Origin of the sequence: Streptomyces sp. NPDC058274, from assembly GCF_042881375.1 — a bacterium.
In the GTDB taxonomy this organism is placed as follows: Bacteria; Actinomycetota; Actinomycetes; order Streptomycetales; family Streptomycetaceae; genus Streptomyces.
In genome coordinates this window covers 54,868-80,795 of the sequence record NZ_JBHVXW010000014.1, presented here as the reverse complement: position 1 = coordinate 80,795, position 25,928 = coordinate 54,868, and the positions used below count along the sequence as shown (strand labels likewise).

General features: G+C 72.4%; 24 protein-coding genes. 13 read left to right on the top strand and 11 right to left on the bottom strand.

The window, feature by feature from the left end:
* Window positions 1-3: 3 nt before the first annotated feature.
* Together ACFVYF_RS25220 and ACFVYF_RS25215 are read right to left on the bottom strand one after the other, a co-directional pair.
* Window positions 4-678, bottom strand: coding sequence for a pyridoxamine 5'-phosphate oxidase family protein (locus tag ACFVYF_RS25220; protein ID WP_389458813.1), 675 nt, complete (start codon window positions 676-678; stop codon window positions 4-6).
* 151 nt (window positions 679-829) lie between these two features.
* Window positions 830-1,183 carry a VOC family protein gene (locus tag ACFVYF_RS25215; RefSeq protein WP_389458811.1) on the bottom strand — a complete coding sequence of 118 codons (354 nt, stop codon included), beginning with the start codon at window positions 1,181-1,183 and terminating at the stop codon, window positions 830-832.
* A 220-nt stretch (window positions 1,184-1,403) separates the two neighbouring features.
* Here ACFVYF_RS25215 and ACFVYF_RS25210 point away from each other — a divergent pair, with 220 nt between their 5' ends.
* Window positions 1,404-2,675 (top strand): FAD-binding protein, encoded by a 1,272-nt coding sequence (locus ACFVYF_RS25210; protein WP_389458809.1) that lies wholly within the window; start codon window positions 1,404-1,406, stop codon window positions 2,673-2,675.
* A 91-nt stretch (window positions 2,676-2,766) separates the two neighbouring features.
* Here ACFVYF_RS25210 and ACFVYF_RS25205 read toward each other — a convergent pair whose 3' ends face one another.
* Both ACFVYF_RS25205 and ACFVYF_RS25200 read right to left on the bottom strand, forming a co-directional pair.
* The gene (locus ACFVYF_RS25205; RefSeq protein ID WP_389458807.1) at window positions 2,767-3,279 is read right to left on the bottom strand and encodes a hypothetical protein; all 513 of its coding nucleotides are present in this window, start codon (window positions 3,277-3,279) and stop codon (window positions 2,767-2,769) included.
* On the bottom strand, window positions 3,276-4,985 hold the full coding sequence (locus ACFVYF_RS25200; protein ID WP_389458805.1) for a PHP domain-containing protein: 1,710 nt from the start codon (window positions 4,983-4,985) through the stop codon (window positions 3,276-3,278). The genes ACFVYF_RS25205 and ACFVYF_RS25200 overlap by 4 nt, the downstream gene beginning before the upstream one ends.
* Before the next feature lie 331 nt (window positions 4,986-5,316).
* Here ACFVYF_RS25200 and ACFVYF_RS25195 point away from each other — a divergent pair, with 331 nt between their 5' ends.
* From ACFVYF_RS25195 to ACFVYF_RS25180, 4 genes are all read left to right on the top strand, one after another.
* The gene (locus ACFVYF_RS25195; RefSeq protein ID WP_389458999.1) at window positions 5,317-5,901 is read left to right on the top strand and encodes a TetR/AcrR family transcriptional regulator; all 585 of its coding nucleotides are present in this window, start codon (window positions 5,317-5,319) and stop codon (window positions 5,899-5,901) included.
* Window positions 5,894-6,733 (top strand): alpha/beta fold hydrolase, encoded by an 840-nt coding sequence (locus ACFVYF_RS25190; RefSeq protein ID WP_389458804.1) that lies wholly within the window; start codon window positions 5,894-5,896, stop codon window positions 6,731-6,733. Before ACFVYF_RS25195 ends, ACFVYF_RS25190 begins: the two co-directional genes overlap by 8 nt.
* A gap of 60 nt (window positions 6,734-6,793) precedes the next feature.
* Entirely contained in the window at window positions 6,794-8,176 is a 1,383-nt protein-coding gene (locus ACFVYF_RS25185) for a hypothetical protein (protein ID WP_389458802.1), read from the top strand.
* A gap of 69 nt (window positions 8,177-8,245) precedes the next feature.
* Window positions 8,246-8,971, top strand: a complete 726-nt coding sequence (locus tag ACFVYF_RS25180) for a hypothetical protein (protein ID WP_389458800.1) — start codon at window positions 8,246-8,248, stop codon at window positions 8,969-8,971.
* 52 nt (window positions 8,972-9,023) lie between these two features.
* On the opposite strand, the gene ACFVYF_RS25175 is transcribed toward ACFVYF_RS25180, so the two are convergent.
* Together ACFVYF_RS25175 and ACFVYF_RS25170 are read right to left on the bottom strand one after the other, a co-directional pair.
* Window positions 9,024-9,446 carry an NUDIX hydrolase gene (locus ACFVYF_RS25175; RefSeq protein WP_389458798.1) on the bottom strand — a complete coding sequence of 141 codons (423 nt, stop codon included), beginning with the start codon at window positions 9,444-9,446 and terminating at the stop codon, window positions 9,024-9,026.
* A gap of 132 nt (window positions 9,447-9,578) precedes the next feature.
* Window positions 9,579-10,361: an isocitrate lyase/phosphoenolpyruvate mutase family protein gene (locus ACFVYF_RS25170; RefSeq protein WP_389458796.1), complete on the bottom strand. Its 783-nt coding sequence runs from the start codon at window positions 10,359-10,361 to the stop codon at window positions 9,579-9,581.
* 423 nt (window positions 10,362-10,784) lie between these two features.
* Between ACFVYF_RS25170 and ACFVYF_RS25165 the strand changes: the two genes are divergently transcribed.
* Both ACFVYF_RS25165 and mmuM read left to right on the top strand, forming a co-directional pair.
* On the top strand, window positions 10,785-10,910 hold the full coding sequence (locus ACFVYF_RS25165) for a hypothetical protein (protein ID WP_389458795.1): 126 nt from the start codon (window positions 10,785-10,787) through the stop codon (window positions 10,908-10,910).
* A 45-nt stretch (window positions 10,911-10,955) separates the two neighbouring features.
* Entirely contained in the window at window positions 10,956-11,891 is a 936-nt protein-coding gene (gene mmuM / locus ACFVYF_RS25160; protein WP_389458793.1) for a homocysteine S-methyltransferase, read from the top strand.
* Window positions 11,892-11,955: 64 nt separating this feature from the next.
* On the opposite strand, the gene ACFVYF_RS25155 is transcribed toward mmuM, so the two are convergent.
* Window positions 11,956-13,890 (bottom strand): carboxylesterase/lipase family protein, encoded by a 1,935-nt coding sequence (locus ACFVYF_RS25155; RefSeq protein ID WP_389458791.1) that lies wholly within the window; start codon window positions 13,888-13,890, stop codon window positions 11,956-11,958.
* A 327-nt stretch (window positions 13,891-14,217) separates the two neighbouring features.
* Here ACFVYF_RS25155 and ACFVYF_RS25150 point away from each other — a divergent pair, with 327 nt between their 5' ends.
* The gene (locus ACFVYF_RS25150) at window positions 14,218-15,984 is read left to right on the top strand and encodes a sulfatase (protein ID WP_389458790.1); all 1,767 of its coding nucleotides are present in this window, start codon (window positions 14,218-14,220) and stop codon (window positions 15,982-15,984) included.
* Here ACFVYF_RS25150 and ACFVYF_RS25145 read toward each other — a convergent pair.
* Window positions 15,976-16,635, bottom strand: coding sequence for a ThuA domain-containing protein (locus ACFVYF_RS25145; RefSeq protein WP_389458788.1), 660 nt, complete (start codon window positions 16,633-16,635; stop codon window positions 15,976-15,978). The two genes, ACFVYF_RS25150 and ACFVYF_RS25145, sit on opposite strands and share 9 nt — an antisense overlap.
* Before the next feature lie 131 nt (window positions 16,636-16,766).
* On the opposite strand from ACFVYF_RS25145, the gene ACFVYF_RS25140 reads away from it, so the two are divergent.
* Window positions 16,767-17,171 (top strand): VOC family protein, encoded by a 405-nt coding sequence (locus ACFVYF_RS25140; RefSeq protein ID WP_389458786.1) that lies wholly within the window; start codon window positions 16,767-16,769, stop codon window positions 17,169-17,171.
* On the opposite strand, the gene ACFVYF_RS25135 is transcribed toward ACFVYF_RS25140, so the two are convergent.
* Window positions 17,168-17,890: a helix-turn-helix domain-containing protein gene (locus ACFVYF_RS25135; RefSeq protein WP_389458997.1), complete on the bottom strand. Its 723-nt coding sequence runs from the start codon at window positions 17,888-17,890 to the stop codon at window positions 17,168-17,170. The two genes, ACFVYF_RS25140 and ACFVYF_RS25135, sit on opposite strands and share 4 nt — an antisense overlap.
* Window positions 17,891-17,936: 46 nt before the next feature.
* Window positions 17,937-18,872, bottom strand: coding sequence for an AraC family transcriptional regulator (locus tag ACFVYF_RS25130; RefSeq protein ID WP_389458784.1), 936 nt, complete (start codon window positions 18,870-18,872; stop codon window positions 17,937-17,939).
* 103 nt (window positions 18,873-18,975) lie between these two features.
* Between ACFVYF_RS25130 and ACFVYF_RS25125 the strand changes: the two genes are divergently transcribed.
* The gene (locus tag ACFVYF_RS25125; RefSeq protein ID WP_389458782.1) at window positions 18,976-19,818 is read left to right on the top strand and encodes an NAD(P)H-binding protein; all 843 of its coding nucleotides are present in this window, start codon (window positions 18,976-18,978) and stop codon (window positions 19,816-19,818) included.
* Window positions 19,819-19,834: 16 nt separating this feature from the next.
* On the opposite strand, the gene ACFVYF_RS25120 is transcribed toward ACFVYF_RS25125, so the two are convergent.
* Window positions 19,835-21,004: a YihY/virulence factor BrkB family protein gene (locus ACFVYF_RS25120; protein WP_389458780.1), complete on the bottom strand. Its 1,170-nt coding sequence runs from the start codon at window positions 21,002-21,004 to the stop codon at window positions 19,835-19,837.
* Between the two features lie 17 nt (window positions 21,005-21,021).
* Here ACFVYF_RS25120 and ACFVYF_RS25115 point away from each other — a divergent pair, with 17 nt between their 5' ends.
* From ACFVYF_RS25115 to ACFVYF_RS25105, 3 genes are all read left to right on the top strand, one after another.
* Entirely contained in the window at window positions 21,022-22,656 is a 1,635-nt protein-coding gene (locus ACFVYF_RS25115; RefSeq protein WP_389458778.1) for an acyl-CoA dehydrogenase family protein, read from the top strand.
* A 287-nt stretch (window positions 22,657-22,943) separates the two neighbouring features.
* Entirely contained in the window at window positions 22,944-24,266 is a 1,323-nt protein-coding gene (locus ACFVYF_RS25110) for a GAF domain-containing protein (protein WP_389458776.1), read from the top strand.
* A gap of 222 nt (window positions 24,267-24,488) precedes the next feature.
* The gene (locus ACFVYF_RS25105) at window positions 24,489-25,892 is read left to right on the top strand and encodes a hypothetical protein (protein ID WP_389458774.1); all 1,404 of its coding nucleotides are present in this window, start codon (window positions 24,489-24,491) and stop codon (window positions 25,890-25,892) included.
* The last annotated feature ends 36 nt before the right edge of the window (window positions 25,893-25,928 follow it).

The following is a 25,928-nucleotide window of genomic DNA, read 5'->3' as shown; positions in this document are numbered from 1 at the left end:
GGGTCAGCCGTGCCGGGTCCCCTCGCGCCCGAAGACGTGCTCCGGGGTGGCGATGTCCGGCGGCAGCAGCGGGGCGGGCTCGGGTGCGCCCCAGGTCGAGACGAGCGGCAGGGTGCCGGCCCACAGACCGAGCTCGGCGTCGGGCCCTTCGCCGTCGTCCGGGGCGCCGGTACGGATCTTGACCGAGGCTTCTTCGAGGGAGAGGGCGAGGAGGGTGGTGGCCGCCAGCTCCTTGCGGCTGGGCCGGCGGGCGTAGTCCCACTGGCCGGGCGCGGCGTGCTCGGTGAGCCGTCGCAGGCCCTCGGCCTTCTCCTCGGGTTCGGTGATCCTGCGCGGTACGCCGTGGATGATCGCACTGCGGTAGTTCACGCCGTGCTCGAAGACGGAACGGGCGAGCACGAGCCCGTCGACGTGTGTGACGGTGACGCAGACCGGGCTGTCCGCCGCGAGGCTGCGGCTGGCGACCGAGCCGTGCACGTACAGCTGGTCCGCGTCCCGTCCGTACGCCGTCGGCACCACCAGCGGCCGCCCGTCGATGATCACGCCGAGATGGCAGATGAACCCGGCGTCGAGGACGGCGTCCAGGTCGGCCCGGTCCAGGCTGCCCTGCTCGCGAAGGCGGCGGTGGCGGGTCAGGTCGGTCTGCGGGAGGGCAGCGGGAAGCGGGTGGCGCGTCATGCGTGGACGCTATCGATATCGCCCACACATGGCCATGATTCTGCCGAATCAGTCTCTCTGGAAGCGAAAGACAACGAAATCCGCATCACGCCGCTCTCCCCCTAGGGCCCATGCAAGGGCGGCGACGCACCCGGCTCCGGCGTGGTGAGCCTTACTGGCGCCGTGGGCCAAGAACACAGAACTCGTTGCCTTCGGGGTCCGCCAGTACGACCCACGGCTGATCGCCCTGACCGATGTCGACACGCTGTGCGCCGTGCGCCACCAGACGAGCCACCTCGGCGTCCTGGTCATCCGGCCTGAAGTCGAGATGCAGCCGGCTCTTGACCTTCTTGCGCTCATCGAGCCGGACGAAGTCCAGCCCCGGCAGTCGATCCGGCTCCTGGCGGATCTCGAACTCGTCATCCGAGGTGTGGACCACGACCCAGCCGAGAGCCTCGGCCCACCACTGTCCCAAGGCCGCCGGATCCACCGAGTGAACGACTACCTGTTCCCATTCCAAGGTCATCCGCGGAGCTTAGCCCTGCCAGGGGTCAGCCCCGCCAGGGCTTGGACACCTGCAAGCGCTCAGACCTGCGTGCGCTTCGAGAGACAGGTCCCGTGACGCGGAGGACCCGCGATCGGACCGCCGGGCCGGATGGAGACGAGGCGGCCGCCCGTCGAGGTAGTTTCCAGCGGTGGCCGCGACACCGGCCGCGGACGGTGACTTCCGGGGAGGAACAACGGGGATGACACGGACCCTGACCAACTGGGCGGGCAACATCACGTACACCGCCGAGGAGTTGCACCGCCCGCCCTCGCTGGACGCGCTCGCGGCGCTGGTCGCCCGGAGCGCGAGGGTCCGGGTGCTGGGCAGCGGGCACTCCTTCAACACGATCGCCGACCCCGGCGACGACGGCGTACTCGTCTCGCTGACGGCTCTGCCGCCGACGGTGGACGTCGACACGGCGGCCCGTACGGTACGGGTCGCGGGCGGCGTCCGCTACGCCGAACTCGCCCGCCGTGTGCACCAGCAGGGCCTCGCGCTGGCCAACATGGCGTCGCTCCCGCACATCTCCGTGGCCGGCTCGGTGGCGACCGGCACCCATGGCTCGGGCGTCACGAACGGCTCGCTGGCCTCCGCCGTCCGCGAGGTCGAGCTGATCACGGCCGACGGCTCGGCCGCGCTGATCCGCCGCGGCGACCGGCGCTTCGACGGTGCCGTCACCTCCCTGGGCGCCCTCGGTGTCGTCACCGCGCTCACCCTCGACCTGGAGCCGGACTTCGAGGTGAGCCAGCACGTCTTCACCGAACTGCCGCTGGCGGGGCTGGACTTCGAGGCGGTGGCGGCGTCGGCGTACAGCGTCAGTCTCTTCACCGACTGGGGGCGGCCGGGGTTCCGGCAGCTGTGGCTCAAGCGGCGCACCGACCAGCCGATGCCCGATGTCCCGTGGGCCGCGCCCGCCACCGAGGCGATGCACCCGGTGCCGGGCATGCCCACCGGGAACTGCACCCGGCAGCTCGGTGTCCCGGGGCCGTGGCACGAGCGACTCCCGCATTTCCGGGCCGAGTTCACGCCGAGCAGCGGCGCCGAGCTGCAGTCCGAGTACCTGCTGCCCCGCGCGGACGCCCTGGCCGCACTGCACGCCCTCGACGCGATCCGTGCGGCTGTCGCGCCCGTGCTCCAGGTGTGCGAGGTGCGGACCGTCGCCGCGGACAGTCAGTGGCTGAGTCCCGCCCATGGGCGGGACACCGTGGCTCTGCACTTCACCTGGATCGAGGACACCGAGGCCGTACTGCCCGTGGTGCGGCGGGTCGAGGCGGCCCTCGCCCCCTTCGATCCGCGGCCGCACTGGGGCAAGGTGTTCACCATGCCGCCGGTCGTGCTGCGCGGGCGCTACCCGCGTCTGGCCGCCTTCCGGGCGCTCGCCGACGAGCTGGACCCGAAGGGCACGTTCCGCAACGCCTTCGTACGAGACGTGCTCGACGTCCAGGCGGAGGAGGTCCCGTTCCGGCAGTAGGAGACCGATGCCTCCCGCACCGGATGCCGGACCACCCACCATCCGGCCGGCCCACCATCCGGCCGGTCGTGAGGGGCTTACCCCACCACGCTCAGTGGTCCGCGCAGCACGGCGTCGGGTCCGGCACCTCGAAGGGGACCAGGGTGCCGCGTGCGGCGGGCACTGCCGCGAGGACCAGTTCCGGGCCCTGCCACACGGGCCGCACATGGTCCCGGGTGATCAACGGCAGGTCCGCCGCGGGCACTCCGGGCGCACCGAGGACGGTGACCCGGTCGATCGCGGAGTCCGCCAGCAGCTGACCCACCGTCACTGTGCCGGTGAGAGACGGGACTCCGGGGTACAACACCGCGCGGCCCACCGCGTCCGGCGCCCCGTCCGTCGCCTCGTACCCCAGCGCCATGAGTCCCTCGCGGGCCGCGTTCAGCGTCGCCTCCGACGGCAGCGTGAAGGACAGAGCGACCCGCGGCCGGTCACCGCGCACCAGGTGCGTGCAGCCGAACACGCCCTCGGGGAGGGCGAGTTCGGCCGCCAGCGTGACGAGCAGGTGATCGGCCTCGCGCAGGCTGGACGTCCCCGCGTCGAGGCCGATGACGTGCGAGCTCACGAGGGGAGCACCCAGACCGGGTTGGAGTAGAACCACAGGTCGCGCCACGGGTCGGCGTCGCCGACGACGTCCAGCGCGGGCCCGTTCGGGTCGACCGCCGCACCCATCAGGCCGGTCGCGGATCGATTGCCGTCCGAGCCGCGCAGCCGGACGTACAGCGGGCGGTCGACCGTGCCGAGGTCGTACGTCAGCCGGACGGTGCCGGTGGACTTTCCGACCTCGTACGACTGGACGACCCGCGCGGTCGGCGCGGTGAACGTGTCCCGGTCGGAGACCGCGCCGGTGACATCGCCCTGGATGACGTCGACCCGGGCCACCTTCGGCACGAAACCAGCCCAGTTGGGGCCGCCGGCCAGGGAGACGTCGGCCGTCAGCGTGACCTTGGTGCCCTTCTTGACGTGCAGGGCGCCACCGAGGGTCGCCCACCGGCTGCCGCCCGCCAGCCGTACGTCGAGGCCGCTGATGAGCTGCCCGTGGTCGACCCAGATGCGTCCGGCCCGGATGCCGTCCATGACGGCCGCGTACGAGAAGTCCTCGGCACCGACGTGGGTCCGGCTGTACTGGCCGGGCCAGTAGTCGCTCTGCGCGAGGTCGACCTTGCCGCTGTAGACGGGGTCCGTGTGCTTGCCGTTGGCGGTGAAGTCACTGTCCGGGCCGCCGCGGACGGTGGTGTCCGTGTACACCTGGTGCGAGTCGGAGTTGGCGGTGATCCACCACGGCTTGCCCTCGGCGAGCAGGCTGTCCCAGAGCCCGCCGACCGTGGCGGTCATCCAGTCGAAGCCGCCCCAGGTGCGGTAACTCTCCAGCGGGTAACCGGCGAAGGAGTTGGCGCTCGGGTTGTTGTCGTAGATGCCGCGAGCCCGGCCGACGCCCATCGGCGTGGGGATGCCGGAGGCCTGGTGGCCGGGCGCGCCCTCGAAGCCGACGGCGATCCGGTGGCTCGCGGGGGTCGCGTCGCGCCAGCCGCGGATCTCGTGCGGCGAGTCGATGCCGCGCCGCGCCGGGTGGTTGGCGAGCATCAGGGCGTCCTTGACCTTGCGCCGCTGGACCTGCTCGGAAAGGAACTGAAGGCCCGCGACGGCGAGCGCCTCGTTGGCGGGCGTCGAGTCGTTGGCGTTCTTCACCCGGCCGTCGTAGGAGGTCTCGAACTCCTTGAGGACGGCGACCTCGTTCTTGCCGGGGTGCACGAAGACCGTGGCGTGCTCAGCGCCCGGGATGTTCCACTCCAGGCCCTGGAAGACGAGCGTGTCGTCGTACGTGTCCCGGGCCTCCTTGATGTCCGGGTTGACCTTCTCCACACCGATCCTGGCGTGCGTCTCGTTGCCGTGGTCGGTGATGACCAGCCAGTCCAGGCCGTGCCGGGCGCCCTGACGGACCTGGTCGCCCACGCGGTACTTGCCGTCGTCGCTGTACTGGGTGTGGATGTGATGGTCGCCGGACAGCCAGAGGAAGCCGCCCGGACCGCCGCTTCCACGACGGCTCGGCGAGGCGTACGCCGGAGCGGCGGCGCCCTGCGCGAGAACGCTGCCCGCGGCGAGCCCGGCTCCGAGCAGGCCCGCGCGGCGCAGCAGCGAGCGTCGCGACCGCTGGTCCGCGGTCAGCTCCTCGTCGGGCACGGAGGTGTCGAAGGCAGCGGGCAGGGCGGTGGCATCGGCCTCGTGATGGTGGTGGTGATGTCCGTGCCCGTGTGCGTGTCCGTGCCCCATGTCGGTCTCCTGAGTCGGGCGGCGCCATACGGCCGCGCGCAAGGAGACTCGACGTGAAACATGAATATTGACCGACCTTCGCATGATCACCGGGCGACTCGGGGGCGACAGCTCACCTCCGTGGCGCCCGCCTCTCCCCCAAACCCCCTTGTACCGGGTCGTGTTAATGCGTCAGCCGCGCGTCAAGGTGAGGTGGTCCGCACTGGAGGCAGGCAGCGGGCCGTCCGCGCGATGCGCCGGGAAACCCCGGGCTTCGAGCCGCTCGCCTGTGTATATTAGGCCGCCACCTAGAGGGTCTAGGTTCAGGAGTGTGCAGAGGCGGTGGTCGCCCATGGTCCGGGCCGGACTGACGGTCGATCGGCTGGTGGTGGCCGCGGCCGACCTCGCGGACGAGGTCGGCTTCGAGCACGTCACCCTCTCCGCGCTGGCCCGCCACTTCGGCGTGAAGGACGCGAGTCTGTACTCGCACGTCAAGAACGTGCAGGACCTGCGTGTCCGGGTCGCCCTGCTGGCCGGCGAGGAGATGATCGACCGGATCGCCGGCGCGGTGGCCGGGCGGGCCGGCAAGGACGCGCTGGCCGCTTTCGCGGGCGCCTACCGGGAGTTCGCCCTGGAGCGGCCGGGACGGTACGCGGCCACCCAGATCCAGATCGATCAGGACGTCGTCGCCGGCACCCGCGCCCTCCGCCGGACCGCCGAGATCACGTACGGGATGCTGCGTGCCTACGGCCTCGACGAGCCCGACCTCACCGACGCCGTACGCCTGCTGCGCAGCACCTTCCACGGATTCTGCGGCCTCGAGGCCACCGGCGGCTTCGGTGCGCCCCGCACCGTACAGGCGTCCTGGGACCGCATGGTCGACGCCCTGCACGTACTGCTGGAGCACTGGCCGCGCGAGGAGACGGGCGATGAGTGAGAGGGACCCCCGCACGGCACTTCACTACGAGGTGTGCGGCAGAGGGCCCGTGCTGCTGGTCATCCCGGGCGGGGCCGGCCACCCGATGGGGCTCGACGGGCTGACGGACCGGCTCGCCGACCGGTTCACCGTGGTGACGTACGACCCGCTCGGCCTGGCCCACGGCCGGCTCGGCTCCCCCGTCGAGGACCAGCGGGTGCGGTCGTGGAGCGAGGACGCCCACCGGGTGCTCGACGAGGTGCTGCCGGCCGGTGAGAGCGCGTACGTCTTCGGCACCAGCTCCGGCGGCATCGCGGCGCTGGACCTGCTCACCCGGTATCCGCGGCGACTGCGGCGCGTGGTGGCGCACGAGCCGCCAAGCGTGGCGGTCCTGCCGGACGCGGCACGCCACCGGGCCATGTTCACCGAGGTGTACGACACCTACCGTGCCGCCGGCCCGGGTGCCGCGGGAGCCCGGCTGCTCGCCGGGCTGACCGGCAGCCAGGGAGCGCCGGAGGAGCGGCACGAGGCCGCGGACGTCCACCCCCCGTCCCCGGACGAGGAGTTGTCCAGCCCCATGGCTGTCTTCCTTACCCGGGTGCTGCGTCAGTTCACCGCGTACCCGCCGGACTTGGCGGCCCTGCAAGCCGAGGCGCCGCGGCTCGTCCTCGCCGCCGGAACCGATTCCCGCGGTCAACTCCTGCACCGTACGGCCGCGTTGACCGCCGAACTCACTGGTGCCGGCTTCGCGGAGTTCCCCGGAGGCCACGTAGGCGTCGTGCAGCACCCGGGGGAGTTCGCGGAGCGGCTCACCGAGGCGCTGACACAGTCGCCACCCCAGGCGTACCGGTGACCACATAGACTGAAAACTTCGTCGGTTGCCAGGTGCCGCCCTGGGGGGAGGGAACGCGCCTTGTCTCAACAGCAGCTGGGCCGAGGTCCGTTGCGACGCGGGCTCGCGCCGTCGGGTCCCGGGCCCGAGCCGGGCACGCCGGTGCGGCGGCTGGTGGGGTGGCTGGGCGGCTTCAGCTGTCTGGCCGCCGGTTACGGGGTCTTCCAGTTCCTGTTCTCGGTGCTGCCCAACGGCATCGACGGGCAGCCGGCCCGGTATGTGATCGCCGGGGTCAGCGGATTCGGTACGGCCGCCGCGGCCTGGCTGTCGGCGGCGCTGGTGCGGGCACGCGCGGCCGAGCACACCCGGGCCGGGGCGCTGGCCCCCGCGCCGGCACCGCTGTCCGGCCCCGGCCCGCTCCCCCAGGTCTTCGCGAGCGCGTACGACTCGCTCCTGGACCAGATCAGTGTGGTCGACGACCCGGTCCGCGGGCGGCTCATCGGCTGGTCGCACGCCCTGGACGAGGACCCGGGCGAGAGCGCACCGGTGCGCCCCACCTCGGTCGGTACGGCGTACGGTCTGCACGCGGTGCTCGAACTCGGCGTGCCGGAAGGCCGGTTGAGCACGGGCGCGCTGGTGGACACGCTGTGGCGGCTGCGCCTGCCGGACGGCGGCTGGTCGGCCCGGTCGCAAGGGTCGGAGCCCCGCCCGGAGGTCACCGCCCATGTGCTGGGGGCGCTGGCCCGGGCCGGGGCTTCGCCGGAGCGGCTGGCGGTGGAGGCCGCGCTGTGCGAGGCGGGCTTCACCCTCGAACTGGACCGTTCCGGGCGGCAGTTGACGCATGTCGTGACGACGGTGCTGCGCGGGCTGCTGCGCGCCGCGCCCCGGTCGACGGCTCTCCCCCTGCTCCGCGAGGCACTCGTCGACGGCGCGATCACCGATCCGCGGCGCGACCACCGCCGCTGCTGGGGCCACCGCCTCACCACGGACCACGGCCGGCCCTCCCCGCTGCACACCGCCCAGGCCGTGGTCGCTCTCGACCGCGCGGCCCGTGTGCTCGGCGAGAGCGCCAATGCCCGCGCCGCCCGCGAGGACGGCGTCCGCTGGCTGCTGGCCTGTCCGGACGCGCCGCACAACGGCTGCCTCGACCTGGAGAACATGTGGGAGCAGGTGCGCAGGCCGCGCACCGACGACCCCTCTCGCCACGAGGTGCTGAACGTACGGCACTTCACCGCTTCCTGGGTCGTGCGGGCCCTGCTCACGGCCGGCGCCCTCGAGATCGCCCGCGAGGACGGTGTCGAGGACGGCTGGCGCGAGCGGCTGGACGGCGCGATGGCCGCGGTATGGGCGGGGCAGACGGACGGCATCTGGTCCTGGGGCCGCGACGACAGCCCCATGTGGATGACCTATCAAGGCCTTTCGGCGCTGCGGGCCCATGCCGTATGGATGTATCAGGCCGGGTGAGCGGGATTCACCGAACGGGCCCCGGGACGGGGCAGGTTACGGCGTTGAGCGGACTACAGAGGGGTGTGCATGGGCGGTCGGCAGGTCCTGGCGGCGCGACGTCTGCTGACCGAGACGCTGGACGACGAACGGCCCGAACACGAGGTGATGTCCGCGGCTCGTGCCGTGGTGGCCGAACTGGGCTCACCGGACCGGCTGTTGGAGCTGGTCTGCGAACTCGCTTCCGGTGAGGGCGACCCCGCGGCGTGCGCCCTGCTGTCGTACCGCCATGTCCTCGGCTTCGACAAGCTGCTGCTGATCGACGGCGGCCCCCGGCACAAGCTGCGCGCCCACCTCTGGCACGCCGGCGGCAGCACGGCCGGCAAGGAGGACATCCACAACCACCGCTCCCCGCTGGCCTCCTATGTCGTACGGGGCCGGCTGGCCATGGAGCTGTACGAGCCACGCGGCGACGGCGGGGTCTCCGCGGCCCGCTATCAGGAGTCCCTGTCCGCCGGGACGGCCGACTGGCTCCTGGAGCCGGCCGGTCCCGCACGGCTGCGCCTGACCCAGGTGGCGGAGTACGCGGCGGGCAGCTCCTACGCGTTGCCGGCGCACACCCTGCACCGCGCGTGGAGCGACACGGCCGGGCCGACGGTGACGCTCTTCCTGGAGACGGGCGGCGAACGGCGGCGCCACACCGACGTGTTCACGGCGGCGGGACCGCACGCCGGGGCGGTGTCGAAGGTACCGCTGGATGTGAAGGACTATCTGGGGGAGCTGGAGGCGCTGTCCGAGCTGCTCAGGACGGCGTGAGGGGACCGGCCCGGAGGGCGCGGGGCCGATCGGTGCCGCCCCGGGAGATGCCTCAGCGGTGCCTGAGCGCCTGCCGTACGACGTCCAGGTTGTACTCGTCGATGTCGACGGTGGACAGCTCGGCGGGCGTCAGCCAGGTGTACGCCTGATCCGCCTCGGGGAGTGTGATGTGCCGGGAGAGGGGCCTGACCAGGAAGTTGTCCTGCCAGTTCTTGACCTCGTGCCCGCGGTACTCGCTTACGAAGGACGACTCACCGATCTTGCGGACGACCTCGCCCAGCAGCCCGGTCTCTTCCTTCAACTCCCGCAGGACGCCGTCCCGGGGGCTCTCTTCGGGTTCGAGCTTTCCGCAGGGCACGCCCCACACCCGGGGCAGGAACCGCTCGGTCTCACTGCGACGGACGAGCAGCACACGGCCTTTGTGCATCACGACGGCGGCCGCCAGTCGCTTGTCGCCGGGGATGTCCATGTCCATGGTTCCTCGGTCCCTCGCCGGTTGGGAGTCCACTGGGTCTGATACCCGCGAAAGTGTCAACCGTACCAGGATCCCCCGAACCAAGGCCGGGCGCCAAGCGGGTTCCGCCCTTGGTGACGCTGCCGTCCCAGGTCATGGACCGGGGCGCCGGCCGCCGGGACCCTCGCCGCTCAAGGCCTGCACCTCCACGTAGGTCGGCAGCGCGCCGTGCGGCGGCCGTCCCGCCCGGATGCCGGCGGCCGTGTCGAGGGCCGCACCCAGCGCGCGCCGGTACAGCAGCGAGCCGAGACTGACCCGGCATACGCCGAGGTCGCCGAGGTGGGCGACGGTCGGACCCAGCGGCGAGTAGAGGATGTTGAGGGGCACGTCGAGCGTCTTCACCAGCTCGGCGATCCGCGCCGGGTCGCTCAGGCCCGGTACGAACACGCCGTCGGCGCCCGCCTGTTGGTAGGCGTCGAGACGGCGGCACGTCTCGGAGTGACCGCCGTCGCCGAGCCAGTGCGTGTCGGTGCGGGCGTTCACGAAGAGACCGGGTACGGCGGCCTTGACGGCGGCGATCTTCGCGGCGTGCAGCCGTGCGGACCCGAGACCGTCCTCCAGGTTGATGCCGGCCGCCCCCGCGTCGGCGAGCTCGCACGCCAACTCGGCCACGTCGTCCGGGTCCTGGCCGAACCCGTCCTCGGCGTCGACGGAGAGCAGATACATCCCCCGGCCGAGCTGCCGGGCGAGTTGCACCGTCAGTTCTCGGGTCGCGGCGGCGCCGTCCGGCAGACCGGCGGCCGCGGCGACTCCCAGGCTGGTGGTGCCGATCGCCGCGAACCCCCGGGCGGCGAGACCCGCGGCGGAGGCGTGGTCCCAGGCGTTGGGCAGGAGAAGGGGTACGTCGGCGTGGTGGAGGTCGTGGAAGACGGTCATGCCGGCCGCCCCAGCGCGTCGGCGCGGCACGCCGAGCCCTTGAGGTGGTCCACGAGGTGATCGGCAACCCTCCGGATCGCCCTGTACGGGGTGTACACCCACCCGTCCACCCGGACAGGCTCCCCGCCCCGACCGGTCCGGGTCGCGGCCACCGCGAGCACGTGATCGACGATACGTACGACGGCTTCCGCCGGTGTCTGCTGCCGGGTTCCTGTCATACGCCAACGCTAGGGGCGCGACGGTTCGGCGACGGCCGAACGGTGCCCGGTCTCCAGCACGGGCCTGGGACGCCCCGGTTCCGGTCGGAGCGCCCCAGGGGTCCACTTCATCTCACCGAAGCCGTCGGCACCAGAGTCCGGGACGATGGTTCCGCGGCGGAACTGGGCGAAGTGTGTGCCTTGCCGTGATATCTGACGTCATCTCATGTCCCTTGAATACACGGCTGGTTGGCGTTTCGAGCGGTTGGAGGCGACGATGACCGATTCCGCCGCCAACGCCCGCCCGCGTCCCACCCGCGTGTCCCACGTGCTGGACGTGCCGCTCACCTGACGGACAGGCCCAGGTACCCCACCGCGCATCGACTAGCGTCGTGGCATGACCAGCGACACCTCCCGCACCCTCGCCGACGCCCTGGCCAACGGCACGGTCGTCCTGGACGGCGGCATGTCCAACCAGCTCGCATCGGCGGGCCACGACCTGAACGACGAGCTGTGGTCGGCGCGGCTGCTCGCCGAACGCCCTGAGGCGATCACCGAGGCGCACCTCGCCTACTTCGCGGCCGGTGCGGACCTGGCGATCACCTCCAGCTATCAGGCCACCTTCGAGGGCTTCGCCAAGCGAGGGGTCCCGCCCGAGCGCGCCGCCGAACTGATCGGCCTCAGTGTCGAGTTGGCGCGCGAGGCCGCCCGGCGCGCGCGCACCGGGGGCGTCACCCGGCCGTTGTGGGTGGCCGCGTCGGCCGGTCCGTACGGGGCGATGCTCGCGGACGGCTCCGAGTACCGGGGCCGGTACGGGCTGAGCGTCGACGAGCTGGAGCGCTTCCACCGCCCGCGCCTGGAGGTGCTGGCCGCCGCCGCGCCCGACGTGCTCGCCCTGGAGACCGTGCCGGACACGGACGAGGCCCGGGCGCTGCTGCGTGCGGTGCGCGGACTGGGCGTACGGGCCTGGCTGTCGTACTCCGTCGACGGCGACCGCACGCGGGCCGGGCAGCCGCTGGAGGACGCCTTCGCCCTGGCCGCGGACGCCGACGAGGTGATCGCGGTGGGCGTGAACTGCTGCGCCCCGGCGGACGTGGACGCCGCCGTGGAGACGGCCGCGCGGGTGACCGGCAAACCCGTCGTGGTCTACCCGAACAGCGGCGAGACCTGGAACGCGCACGCGCGCGCCTGGGACGGCCGCCCCACCTTCACGTCCGAGCAGGTGACCGGCTGGCGGCGGGCGGGGGCCCGGCTGATCGGCGGCTGCTGCCGGGTGGGGCCCACCGCGATCACGGGGATCTCGCAGGCGCTCCGGGGCACGTCCGCCGGGTAACTCCGGCCGCGGCCGCCGACGTACGAAACGGGCCGGCGCAAGCGAACCGGCGGGGCCGGTGCCGTCAGGTGCGGCGGACGCCTCCGGGGTGACGCAGGCGCCGTACCGCCGCGAGCGATGCCGCGGCGCGGGCGGGCGAGCCGTTGGCCGGAGCCGATGCGGGGGCCGCTTTCTGCCGCTGGTACTCGGCCTGCCACAGGGCCATTTCATGGTCCCGGGGGCCGTGCACGAGCTCCGGCTCGGCGCCGAAGATCCGCACGGGGTGCGACGCGTCCCAGGCGGGCCAGCCCGGATCGCCGTCCACCGCGAAGCGCACCCACGCCCCGTGCATCGCGTCGGCGAGTTCCTGCGGGGCACCTTCCCCCGCGAGACTCGTCGACTCCGGTACGTGGGCCGTGTCGAAGACGAAGCCGAGCTCCAGGGCGTGACAGGCGCCGAGACCGGGGACGTTGGAGGGCCAGGCGAACTCGTAGACGTACGAGGGGGCGGCGGGCCCGGGGGCCCCGGGACCCTGGGTTCCGGCGCCGGTCGTTCCGGTGCCGTGGGAGCCATTGCCGCTCGTCGCGGTGGGGTGGGAGCCACCGGCGGGCGGATGCCCGTCGACGCCGTGCGCCGCAGAGCCCGGCCACTGCCCGTCGACGCCGTGCGCCGCGGAGCCCGGCCACTGCCCGTCAACGCCGTGCGCCGCGGAGCCCGGTGGCCGCCCCGCACCGTCGTACCTGCCGGTGCCCGGCCGTCCGCCGTCGACGCCGTACATGCCGGGTTGCTGCCCGTCGCCGCCGTAGGTGAGGGACTCCGGCGGCGGTCCGGCGGTGTCGTGCGCCGGGGAGACCGGGTGCAGCCGGGCGTCCGCGAGCCGGTGCAGCGGTACGCGAAGGAGATGGTCCGTGACCAGCTGGCCGACCAGGTCGGCGGTGCCCGCGCCGGGGTGGGCGGCCCGGTAACCGCGGGGAAGCTCGGGGCCGCAGTGGCAGCGCGCCATCGCGCCGGCGAGGGCGACAGGCCCGAGCCGGTCGATGCGCTCGACCAGCCCGGTGGGCGCGAGCCACAGCCGGTACTCCTCGCTGGTCCAGCCCATCATCAGGTCGACGTCCCGGGCGGCACCGTCCAGCAGCGCCGCCAGCGGATCGCGTGGCACCAGGTCGCCGTCGACGACGATGCCGAAGGCCGGCCCGCCGAGGATGGGGCTGGCGCGGCGGCCGACCTCGGCCTGGACCTCCGCGAGGAGGGGCCGGTCGACGGCGGCGAAGGCCGCGGCGGTCGCCGGGATCCGCAGCCGGGTCGCCATCCGCCGCACCAGGCGCCGTACCTTCTCCCGCTCCGTGGCCTCCGGCGGCCCGCTCTGCAGCACCGCCCGCCGGAACAGTCCCGCGGCGCGCGGGCTCGCCAGCAGCGCACCGATGCTGATCGCGCCGGCGGATTCGCCGAAGACGGTCACCCGGTCCGGGTCGCCGCCGAATCCGGCGATCGCGTCGTGCACCCATTCCAGGGCGGCGAGCTGGTCGTGCAGCCCGAGATTCGGTGGCGCGTCCGGGAAGAGGCCATAACCCTCAAGGCCCAGGCGGTAGTTGAAGGTGACCAGCACGACGCCGTCGCGCGCGAAGCTGCTGCCGTCGTAGACGGGGACGGCGGACGAGCCCCGGGTCAGGGCCCCGCCGTGGACCCACACCATGACCGGGAGCCGGGCACCGGGCGCCGGATCGGGCGTCCACACATTGAGGTTGAGGCAGTCGTCGCCCGCCACGACCGGGTCCGACAGAAGCCGTGCGAACGCCTCGGAGTACGGCGGCTTCGGCGGGGTCGGTCCGAACGTGCCCGCGTCGCGCACGCCGTCCCACCGCTCGGGCGGGACGGGCCGGCGGAAACGGTGCGGGCCGAAGGGCGGCGCGGCAAAGGGGATGCCGCGGAAGACGGCGACGCCCTTCTCGTGCCGGCCGCGGACGGCGCCGTACGGAGTGGTGACCACCGGACCCTCGGACGGATCGACGCTGCGTCCCATGCGTCCCTCTCCTCACCGCTGTCCTCTCCCTTGCCACTGCCCGCTTTCGTCGCCGTCCTCTCCTCCCGCCGGGCGGGCTGTGCGCGGAGCTGCCCCACCAGCGCATCACATCACTCCCGCGAGCCGCAGCCCGAACGGCCCGCACCGCGCTTCCCCGGCGCGGACCGCACGAGGCTCCGGGACGGCGCGCCCCTGGTCACGGCGGCTTTCCTGTGAGTGGACCCGGTGATTGAACAGAACCCGCCGGCCGACCGTACGGAGTAAGGCGGGACCTGCCGAGCCTGGTCCGCCGCCCATCACCGGGCTTTGCACGGAAGGAACGTCGGGTTGTCTCTCTTCACGCGCTCACAGCGGTCCCCTGCCCCGGACAAGGCAACGCAGCACGAGGGCGCGGACGCGGATTCGGGCGCCGATACGGCCGCCGAGGCGGACCCGGGTACCGGCAGCCACGGATGGCGCGCCAGGTACCCCATGCCGGCACGGGCCGTGGCCTGGGGCACCAGCGCGCTGGCGCTCGCGTTCGTGGTCGTCGCCCTGCTGCTGCCGAACAACCTGGCCAACCTGCGGCCGGCCGAGTTCGTACGCATCCCGGTCGAAGCGGTCTTCGGCGCGGCCGTGCTGATCGTCCTGCCGCGCAGGCCCCGGCTCGTGGTGGCGGTGCTGGCCGGGCTGAGCCTCGGCGCGCTGACGGTCCTGAACCTGCTGGACATGGGGTTCAACGAATTCCTGGGCCGGGGGTTCAACGTCGTCCTCGACTGGGCCCTGTTCAGTGACGCCCAGGCCTACCTCAAGGACTCCCTCGGGCCGACGGGCGCGATCGGTGCCGCTGTGCTGGCCGTGGTCCTCGTCCTCGCGGTACTCGTCCTCATGACGCTCTCGGTGGTCCGGCTCGCCCATCTGATGGCCGGGCACAGCGCCGTGGCGACCCGCTCGATCCTGGCGCTGGGGACCGTATGGGTGCTCTGCATGGCCACCGGCGCCCAGTACTCCGGTGTGCCGGTCGCCTCCGAGCACACCGCCTCATCCGTCAAGGACCGGGCGAAGCGGGTGCGGGCCACCCTGCGCGACGAGGCCGAGTTCGCCAAGGTGGCCAAGACGGACACCTTCGGCAGCACCCCGCCGGACCAGTTGCTGACGGGGCTGCGGGGCAAGGACATGATCTTCACCTTCATCGAGAGCTACGGCCGCAGCGCGGTGGAGGACCCGGTCATGGCGCCGGGCGTCGACGCGACGCTCACCTCCGCGACGGCGAAGCTCGGCAAGGCCGGCTACTCGGCGAAGAGCGGCTGGCTCACCTCCGCGACGTACGGCGGCAGCAGCTGGCTCGGTCACTCCACGTTCCTGTCGGGCCTGTGGATCGACAACCAGCAGCGTTACCGCACGGTCACGGCGGGCGACCATCTGACCCTGACCAGCGCCTTCAAGAAGACCGGTGACTGGCGCACGGTCGGCATCATGCCCGGCGTACAGAAGAACTGGCCGGAGGCCAAGTTCTACGGCCTCGACCACCTCTACGACTCACGCGAACTCGGCTACCAGGGACCAAAGTTCAGCTGGTCGACCATGCCCGACCAGTACGCCCTGACCGCCTTCGAGCGGCTGGAGCACGGCAAGAAGCACGACAAGCCGCTGATGTCCGAGATCATCCTGACCTCCAGCCACCAGCCCTGGGCCCCGATCCCCAAGACGATCCCCCAGGACCAGGTCGGGGACGGCTCGGTCTACAACGCCATCCAGAAGGCCGGCAAGAAGCCCGCCGACGTCTTCTACGACTCCACCAAGGTGAAGCAGGAGTACGGCAAGTCCATCCAGTACTCGGTGAACAGCCTCATCGACTACGTGGTCAAGTACGGCAACAAGAACACCGTTCTGGTCTTCCTCGGCGACCACCAGCCGATGGCCAAGGTCAGCGGCAACCAGGCCAGCCGTGATGTGCCGTGCGCGATCGTCGCCCACGACCCGAAGGTGCTGGACAAGATCGCCGACTGGGGCTGGACGGACGGACTGCAGCCGAAGCACGACGCCCCGGTCTGGAAGATGAGCTCCTTCCGCGACCGCTTCCTGACGGCGTACGGCTCGACGCCGTCATCGTGAGACGCCGGCCGCCCAGCTGATCCCGCCGAGCAGATGGGCGCGGAAGTCCGGGTCCTCGTACGCCTCCGCGGCGTGTCCGAGCGCGGTGTAGAAGACCCGGCCCGCGCCCTGCCGCCGGCACCACACGAGCGGATGGTCCGCGCCCATCCCGCCTCCGGTGTACGAGGATTCGTCGGCGGAGGCGAGAACGCGCACCGAACTGCGCGGACTGCTGCGGAAGTCGTACCACTCGTCCGTGAACTCCCAGACGGGCGGCAGGTGCCGGGTCGCCGGGTGCGTGTGGTCCTCGACGACGGCCTTGCCCGGCTGGTGGTCGGGGTGGCGGGCGAACCGGGTCCCGAGCAGTTCGCCGTAGTACGGCCAGTCGTACTCGGTACAGGCCGCCGCGTGCACGCCGGCGAAACCGCCGCCCGACTCGACGTACGCCGTGAGGCGCAGCCGCCCCTCCGGGGTCAGCACCTCCCCGCTGGTGGAGAGGAAGACGACCGCCGCGTACGCGTCGAGAGGCGCCTCGAAGACACCGGGGTCCTCGCTCGCGTGGACGCCGAAACCGCGCGCGGCCCCGAGACAGCGCACGGCGGCGACCGCGTCCGGGATGGAGTCGTGCCGGTAGTCCGTGGTGCGGGTGTACACGAGGACGCTGAAGGCCATGCGCCGAGCCTAGGCGCCGGGTACGGGGTACGGGGTGCCGGATGGATCAGTCAGTCGCCCAGGGGTTTACCGCCCCGCCGGTGTCCGATTCGTTCAAGACCCGGCGCCCGCGGCCTGCCTACCGTGTCCGCATGACTCCACGATTCGATGTGATCGGCCTCGTCGTCTCCGACATGGCCGCCACCCTTGCCTTCTACCGCCGGCTCGGTCTGGTCTTCCCCGAGGGCTCCGAGGACCAGCCGCATGTCGAGGCGGAGCTGCCCGGCGGGCTCCGGCTGGCGCTCGACACCGAGGCGACCATCCGGTCCTTCCACGCCGACTGGCAGCCGCCGGCCCGTGCCGGGGGCCGGGTCGGCCTCGCCTTCCGCTGCGACGACCCGGCCGAGGTCGACTCCGTGTTCGGGGAGCTGGTCGGCGCGGGACACCACGGCGAGCTCAAGCCGTGGGACGCCTTCTGGGGGATGCGGTACGCGGTCGTCCACGACCCCGACGGCAACGGAGTGGACCTGTTCGCACCGCTTCCGGACGCCGGCTAGGAGGTATCGTTCGGCAGCTGACCAGGGGTGCCGCTCGGACCCTCGCGTCCGAGCAGTTCGCTGAGCGGCATGCCGGCCAACTCCCTTACGTCCCGCGCCAGATGGGCCTGGTCCGCGTACCCGGACCTGGCCGCGGTGTCGGCGAAGGGCACCCCGTTCCGGGCCAGCGCGAGGGCGCGTTGCAGTCGCAGAACGCGGGCCAGCGTCTTCGGTCCGTAGCCGAACGCGGCGAGGGAGCGGCGGTGCAACTGGCGTGCGCCGAGGCCGAGTTCGTCGGCGGTCGCGGCGACCGGGCGGCCCGCGTCCAGAGCCGCCACGAGTGCCCTCAGCAGCGGATCGGCGGGCGGTGTGCCGGCCGCCCGCTCCAGGGCGATGTCTTCCAGCGCGGTCACGGGGTCGGCCGCCGCGTCGACCCGCGCGGTCAGGCGCCGCACCTCGGCGGCGGGCCACAGGTCCGCCAACTCCGGGCGCCGGTCGCGCAGTTCATGCGCCGGTACGCCGAGGAGGGCGGGTGCCGTACCGGGGAAGAAGCGCACGCCGGCCCAGCGGCCGGACGGTCCGGCGGGGACGTACGCGCGGGTGTCGGGTCCGGCGACGAGCAGCCGGCCCTCGTGCCAGAGGAGGTCCATGCAGCCGTCGGGCAGCACAGGCGTGGCCCCGGCGCCGGACGGCCGGCGGGACCACACGACCGCGCCGGCCAGCCGGGAGGCCCGTTCCATGTATCCCGGAGCCGTTGCGGAACGCTCGACAACCACGCGTGTCACGCTACGCCGCCCGCGTCCGATGCTCCTGCGGACTGACGCCGTAGACCCGCTTGAAGGCGCTGGACAGCGCGAACGCGCTGCCGTAGCCGACCTGGCGGGCGATCGCCCCGATGGTCTCCTCGGTGTCCCGCAGCCGGTCGGCGGCGAGGGCGAGCCGCCAGCCGGTCAGATACGTCATCGGGGGTTCGCCGACGAGTTCGCTGAAGCGGCGGGCCAGCGCGGCCCGTGAGACCCCGGCCTTGGCGGCGAGCGTGGCCACCGACCAGGGGTGCGCCGGGTCGTCCTGGACCAGCCGGAGCACCCGGCCCACGACGGGGTCCGCGAGCGCCTGGTACCAGGCGGGGGCCTCGGCCTCGGGACGCGAGAACCAGGCCCGCAGCGCGGCGATGACCAGCAGGTCGAGCAGCCGGTCGAGCACCACCTCCTGGCCGGGCTCGTCCCGCACGATCTCCTCGGCGAGGATCGGCAGCAGCGAGCACTCCCAGTCGTCGGACGTCAGCGACAGCAGTGGCGGCAGGGCGTCCAGCAGCCGTGCGCTGACCTCGCCCTGCATCATGTACGTGCCGATCAGCAGCACCGTGGAGCCGTCCAGCCGGTCGCCCCAGCTGCGCACCCCGAGGTCCCAGTGGCCCTTGAGGGATCGCCCGTCGGGATAGGTGCACTCGCCGCCCGGCAGGATCACCGCCTGCGGCGCGGTCCCCGGCGCGTCGGCGCAGCTGTACGGATCCGGGCCGCGCGCGATGGCCAGGTCCCCGGCCCGCAGGACCAGCGGCTCCCCGTCGTCCGGCATGATCCGGGCCTCGCCGCGGACCACCAGCATGATCGTCAGCGGGGCACGGTCCTCGATCCGCACGCACCAGGGCGGGTCGAAGCACGCGCGGATCAGGAAGGCGCCACGCGCGCGTGGGCCTTCCAGCAGGCCTGCGAGTGCGTCCATGGCGTCAGCGTAGACGCCCCGGGGGAACTGCCGTAGACGTCCGCTTATGGGAATGAGCCGTTCAGCGATGGTCCCTGTGGGGGCACGGCAGTTGACTGGCCGCATGACACAGAACACGGCACGTACGCGGGACATGACGGTGTTGGTGACGGGGGCCTCGGGGCGCACCGGCAGCCGGGTCGCCCAGGCCGCGCGGGCGGCGGGTCTCACGGTGCGGGCCGCGTCCCGCGCGCACGGCTTCGACTGGGACGACCGGACGACGTGGGCGGACGCGCTGCGCGGCGCCGACGCGGCCTATCTCGTCTATCCCTCGGACGTGGGTGCCCCGTCCGCCGCCGATGCGGTCGGCGCGCTCGCCCGGGAGGCGGTCGCACTCGGCGTACGGCGGTTGGTGCTGCTGTCGTCGCGCGGTGAGGAGCGGGCCCGGCCGGCCGAGGAGGCGCTCAGGGCGTCGGGCGCCGACTGGACGATCGTCCGGGCCGCGTGGTTCGCGCAGAACTTCAGCGAGGGTCCGCTCGTGGAGGGGCTGCGTCACGGGGAGCTGGTGTTCCCGGCCGGTGAGGTGGAGGAGCCGTTCATCGACGTGCGGGACATCGCGGATGTCGTGGTGGCCGCGCTGACGGCGGGCGACCGGTATGTGGGGCAGGAACTCGCCGTCTCCGGGTCGCGTCTGCTGTCCTTCCGTACGGCGGTCGCGGAGATCGCGGAGGCGACGGGCAACAAGCTGACGTACACGCCGGTGACGGCACGTCAGTACGGGTCCACCCTGGCCGGGTTCGGGGTGCCGCCCGAGGAGACCGAGTTCCTCGTCGAGCTCTTCGAGAGCCTGCTCGACGGGCGCAACGCCTACCTGTCCCACGGTGTCCAGCAGATCCTGGGCCGCGAGCCGCGGGAGTTCTCGGACTTCGTGCGGGAGACCGCGGAGGCGGGGGTCTGGAAGGGGTGAAGGGGCGCTCGGCGGCTCAGTGTTCCGGGGGCTGTTCGTCCCCGCGCTGGTGCGGGTGGTGGTGGGTGTTCTTGGCGTGCGTCCGCAGCCGGGACGTCACGTCCTCCGGGGGCAGGAAGCGGGACCAGCGCTCGGGGAACTCGGAGGGCATGTCCGGGTCGCCCGGGTCCGGGTCGGGATCGGTCGAGCGGGCCGCGGAGGCGCGGGCGATGTACTCGGCGACCTGGGCCTCCCGCAGCCGCTCGTTGGCGGCGCGGGCGGCGGCCGTGGCGGCGGCCGGCCAGACCCGGTCGATGGCGGCGTTGACGGCGGCGCCGACCAGCACCGCGAAGGCGGACACACCGATCCACAGCAGGACGGCGACCGGCGCGGCGAGCGATCCGTAGATCGTCGGACCCTCGACGGTGCTGGTCAGATAGATGCGGAGCAGGAAGCTGCCGAGCACCCACATGGCGAGGGCCACCAGGGCGCCCGGCACGTCCTCGATCCAGGGCGAGCGGACCGGCACGGACACGTGGTAGAGCGTCGTCAGGAAGATGATGGACAGGACGATGACGACGGGCCAGTACAGGACCTGCACGACGGTCGTCGACCACGGCACGATCTTCACCACCGCGTCCGGCCCGGCCACCATCAGCGGCAGCGCGACCGAGCCGATCAGCAGCGCCACGACGAACAGCAGGAACGACATCACCCGGGTCTTCACGATCCCGCGGGTGCCGTCGAGGCCGTACATGACGGTGATGGTGTCGATGAAGACGTTCACCGCGCGGGAGCCCGACCACAGGGCGAACAGAAAGCCGAGGGAGATGACGTCGGGGCGGCCGCCCTTCATCACGTCGTCGAGGATCGGCTGGGCGATCTGGGCGACACCCTTGTCGGACAGGACCGTGCGGGACGCCTCCAGGAGGTTGTTCTCCAGGCTCGCGATGGTGTCGGCGCCGGTCCAGTCGTCCACATAGCCGAGCAGTCCGATCATGCTCAGCAGCAGCGGAGGCACGGAGAGCAGCGTGAAGAACGCCGCCTCCGCCGCCAGTCCCAGGATCCGGTACTCCATGCACGAGTTGACGGTGTCCTTGATCAGCAGCCAGGCGGTCCTGCGCTTCGACACGTTCCGGTACAGCGCGCGGGCGCGGTGAAGACGGCCCGGGGAAGGCCGTTCAGGTGTTTCTTTTGCCTGGTGCACGTCCTTACCGTATCCGTATGGCAGCCAGCACCCACACCGTGACCAACCAGGCTCCGCCCCTGGTCGCATATGACGTCTTTGCCGCCGACCGGGCCCTCGTGGAGGCGGTCGAACGGCATCTCGAACCACCCCTTCTCGACGAGGCCCGCGACGAGCTGTCGCGGCTCGGGCGGTCGGCCGGTTCCGCGCAGGTACAGGAGTGGGGGGTGCTGGCCAACGAGAACCCGCCCAAGCTGCGCACCCACGACCGCTACGGCAACCGGGTCGACGAGGTCGAGTTCCATCCGTCCTGGCACCGGCTGCTGGGCAAGGGCGTGTCGGCCGGTCTGACCGCGGCCTGGGCGCGGCCCGGCGGGCATGTCCGGCGCGCCGCCGGTTTCGTGGTCTGGACGCAGGTCGAGGCGGGCAACGGCTGCCCGCTGTCGATGACCCACGCGGCGGTGCCCGCCCTGCGTACCGACCCCGCGCTCGCCGCCGAGTGGGAGCCGCGGCTGACGTCCACCGTCTACGACGAAGGGCTGCGGCCCGCCTCACAGAAGGCCGGCGCCCTCTTCGGGATGGGCATGACGGAGAAGCAGGGCGGCAGCGACGTACGGGCGAATACGACGTCCGCGCGACCTCTCGCCGAGGACGGGACGTACGAGCTGACGGGCCACAAGTGGTTCTGCTCGGCGCCGATGTCGGACGGTTTCCTGGTGCTGGCGCAGGCACCGGGGGGCCTCACGTGTTTTCTCGTGCCGCGGGTCCTGGCGGACGGCACGCGCAACGTGTTCCGCATCCAGCGGCTCAAGGACAAGCTCGGCAACCGGTCGAACGCGTCGAGCGAGGTGGAGTTCGACGGGACCTGGGCGCGCCGGGTCGGGGACGAGGGGCGCGGGGTGCGCACCATCATCGAGATGGTCGCGGCGACCCGGCTGGACTGTGTGCTCGGTTCGGCCTCGCTGATGCGCCAGTCCGTCGCGCAGGCCATCCATCACAGCACGTACCGCGAGGCGTTCGGCGGCACGCTGATCGACAAGCCGCTGATGAGGAACGTACTGGCGGACCTGGCCCTGGAGTCGGAGGCGGCGACGACGCTCGCGCTGCGACTGGCGGCCGCGTACGACGACGGCAGCGAGCAGGAGCGGGCGTTTTTGCGGCTGGCGGTGCCGGCCGCCAAGTACTGGGTGACCAAGCGGTGTACGCCGGTGGCGGTCGAGGCGCTGGAGTGCCTGGGCGGCAACGGGTACGTCGAGGAGTCCGGCATGCCCCGGCTGCTGCGCGAGTCGCCGCTGAACTCCATCTGGGAGGGCGCGGGCAATGTGCAGGCGCTCGACGTCCTGCGCGCGCTCCAGCGGGAGCCGGGGGCGCTGGACGCGTATCTGCGGGAGGTGGGGCTGGCCCGGGGCGCCGACCACCGCCTGGACGGGGCGATCAAGAACCTGCTGACCGAACTCGCCGATCTGGACGGCATCGAGGGCCGCGCGCGACGGCTGGTGGAGCGCGTCGCGCTGGTGCTCCAGGGTTCGCTGCTGGTGCGGCACGCGCCGCCGGAGGTCGCCGACGCCTTCTGCGCCTCGCGCCTGGGCGGTGACTGGGGTGCGGCCTTCGGCACCCTTCCGCACAGCCTCGATCTGGCGTCGGTGGTGGAACGGGCCCGGCCGGTGAGCTGACTGGCGGTTCAGTTCCGGTGCGCGCAGAGGGGGCCCGGGGCTGTCTGCGAAACGGGGGTGGTGCTGCGCCGACACGGCACCACCCCCGCCCACCGGCCCCGCTCGGGAGCACGTGACGCCGCACGGGCGGCGTCCGTCTCAGTTTCAATGAACCCGGTGAGCGTTGGCGAGAGTTGCAGACCGTTGCATTCCTAGCCGAACCACCGGCGCTCCGAGCCGAGAGCAGGCACGATGAGAGACGACGACGTCACAGCTCGTACGCGGCACCGGTGTGTGGGGAGTGCTCTGTGAAGATCACATCGTTCAACCCAGCCCGTTTCGCGCCGCTGGACCCGTCCGTCACGGCCCGGCGCCTGGAGCAGACGTGGGCCGCGGCGCTCAGGGGCGATCGGTCGGCGGCCGTACCGCGGCCGGTCATCGGCGAGTCATGGCGTCGAGCGAAACGTTTCGGCGTCTCCCCCGAACAGGGCACCGGCAGCGTCCTGTTGCCGACGGACGAGCTGGAGCACCGCCGCACCTCGACCGCGCTCGCCGAGGTGATGCCGTTGCTCAGCCGGGGCCTTGGGTCGGTCGCCGACGCATCGCTGCAGATCATGGTGGTCACGGACCCGGAGGGACGGGTGCTCTGGCGGGAGGGCCACCCGGGAGTGCTGCGCCGGGCCGACTCCATCTGTCTGGAGGAGGGCGCCGCCTGGAGCGAGGACGCGACGGGCACCAACGCGATCGGGACCGCGCTGACCGCCGGCGCCCCCGTCCAGGTGCACTCGGCCGAACATTTCGTCCGCACCCTGCACCAGTGGACCTGTGCCGCCTCCCCGGTGCACGACCCGCGGGACGGACGGCTGCTGGGCGTCATCGACGTGAGCGGGCCGGAGAGCAGCTTCCATCCGGCCACCCTCGCCCTGGTCGACTCCGTGTCCCGGCTGGCCGAGAGCGAGTTGCGCGGCCGGCATCTGGCGGCCATCGAGCGGCTGCGGGCGGTGGCCGCGCCCCTGCTGTGCCGGCTGGGCGGCAAGGCGCTGGTGGTGGACACCCACGGCTGGCTCGCGGCGGTCACCGGGATGCCGCCGGTCGACCGGGTGCCGCTGCCCGACCCGCTGGGGGCCGGCCGGGTCTGGCTGCCGTCCCTCGGGACCTGCGTCGCGGAGCCGATGCCCGGCGGCTGGCTGCTGCGGATCACGGAGACCGAGAGCGCCGGCAGTTCCGCCGGCGCGAGCCGTACGGTGCTGGACCTGAGCGAGCCCCGGCGGCCGCGCGCCACCGTCACCGGGGCGGCGGGCAGCTGGGCCCAGGACCTGAGTCCGCGCCACGCGGAGCTGCTGTACGTGCTGGCCGTGCACCGGCAGGGCCGTACCGCCGCCCAGCTCGCCGTCGACCTCTTCGGCGACCCGACGCGCACGGTGACCGTCCGCGCCGAGCTGTCCCGGCTGCGCCGGCGTCTCACGGGGCTGCTCGACCACCGCCCGTACCGCTTCCGCGACGAGGTGGAGGTCGACATCGTGCTCCCGGACCACCCGGCCGACGTGCTGCCGCACTCCACGGCTCCGGCCGTCCTGAAGGCACGCACGGAACGGCTCCCGGACGCGGGGCCGTCGGCGGACCCAGGATGACTCCGAGGGCGGCAGCGCGGCCGTGACTCCGCGGAGAAAGGCCGGCCGGTGGGACCGGGGATCTCCGCCCGGGCAGGGCCGGCCGGGGTCTGCGCTGCCCCACTTCCGGCGTCTTCGACCTTCTCGTGCCCTCTCTGCCGTAGCATCCCTCCCACGGGCCACCCCACCCGCTCCTCGCTCAACGTCTGGATCATGAGGGGCAGTTGGTCCTCGGGAGGACGTATGACGTACCGCGGCAGACACCGTCGCAAGCGGAGGGGGCAGGCGCTGCGGGCCGTGCTGACCGGCACGGCGCTCGGGCTCACCGCCGCCGCCACCCTGATCAGTACGTCGCAGGCCGCGGGCGGCGACGACCCGGGGAAGCTCGTACAGCTCGAGTCCTCCGCCGAGATCGGCAAGCTCCAGCTCCACGAGAACCTGGTCAGCCCGAGCAGCCTCACCACCCTCACCGGCAACATGGGCGGCAACGTCGGCGTCCACGGCGTGCTGCAGAGCGCCAACCACCCGATGCGGAACAAGTCAGCCTGCTCCGGCACCGAGGCCGCCGCGCTTCCCGTGGAACCGACCGCCTCGCGCGCGTACTGCTGGGACAGCGGGGACGCCACGACCCAGAAGTGGCTGCCGCAGTCCGTCACCACCTCCGGTGACGCCGACAACGACGGCAAGTGGGGCGAGGACCGGGTCATCCTCTCCGGCTGGACGCACAACGACCACAAGGCGGGCGAGCCGGCCGACGACCAGGGCCTGGCCCGGATCGCCTTCATCGACGCGAACGACCCCGGCAACCTCAAGTACCGCTGGGTCCTGCTGGTCGCCCCGCTGAGCGGGGGCACCGACTTCGGCGCCGTCCGCTCCCACATCGGCGGCATGGTCTGGTACCAGGACAAGCTGATCGTCACCGCGAAGAACGGCGCCGACCACAACAACGCCCTCTTCGTCTTCGACATGCACCGCATCCTGCAGGCGAACGTGAACAGCGACGCGGTCGGCAAGGTCAGCGGCGGCTACTCGGCCCACGGCTATCAGTACGTACTGCCCGCCATCGGCTCGTACGACCTGACCGGCGGCGCCTGTACGGCGACCAACGACAACGCCGTTCCCTGCTTCGGGTCCATCTCGCTGGACCGCACCTCGACGCCGGACAGTCTGGTCGCGGGTGAGTGGTTCAGCTCCGGCGGCACCGAGCCGGCCCGCGTCTGGCGCTACTACTACAGCACCGCGAGCGACCGCACCGGCCTGCTCGGCAGCAACTCCAGCGACACCGTCAACGCCGACGAGGCATACGAGACCAAGGCCGTCGGGCTCCAGGGCGTGATCTCCCACAAGCGGAGCGGCGCGGACAAGGCCGACTGGTACGTCGACTACGCCCCGGGCACCCGCGGCAGGCACGGCACCCTGTGGCGGCAGAACACCGACGGCACCGAGGCCGCCAAGTGCACCGCCGACCAGTCGTACGCGTGCTGGGGCCAGCACACCGAGTCCATGTCGTACTGGGCGGAGACGGGTGAGCTGTGGACGCTCACCGAGTGGGCGGCGAACCAGGACAACCAGTGGGAGCCCGACGCGATCCCCGAGCGGGTGCTGTACGCGGTCCCGCTGTTCTCGGTCGACGACGCGCTGGAATAGCGGCACCCGGGGCCCGGGCGGCGGCGTTTGGAGGCG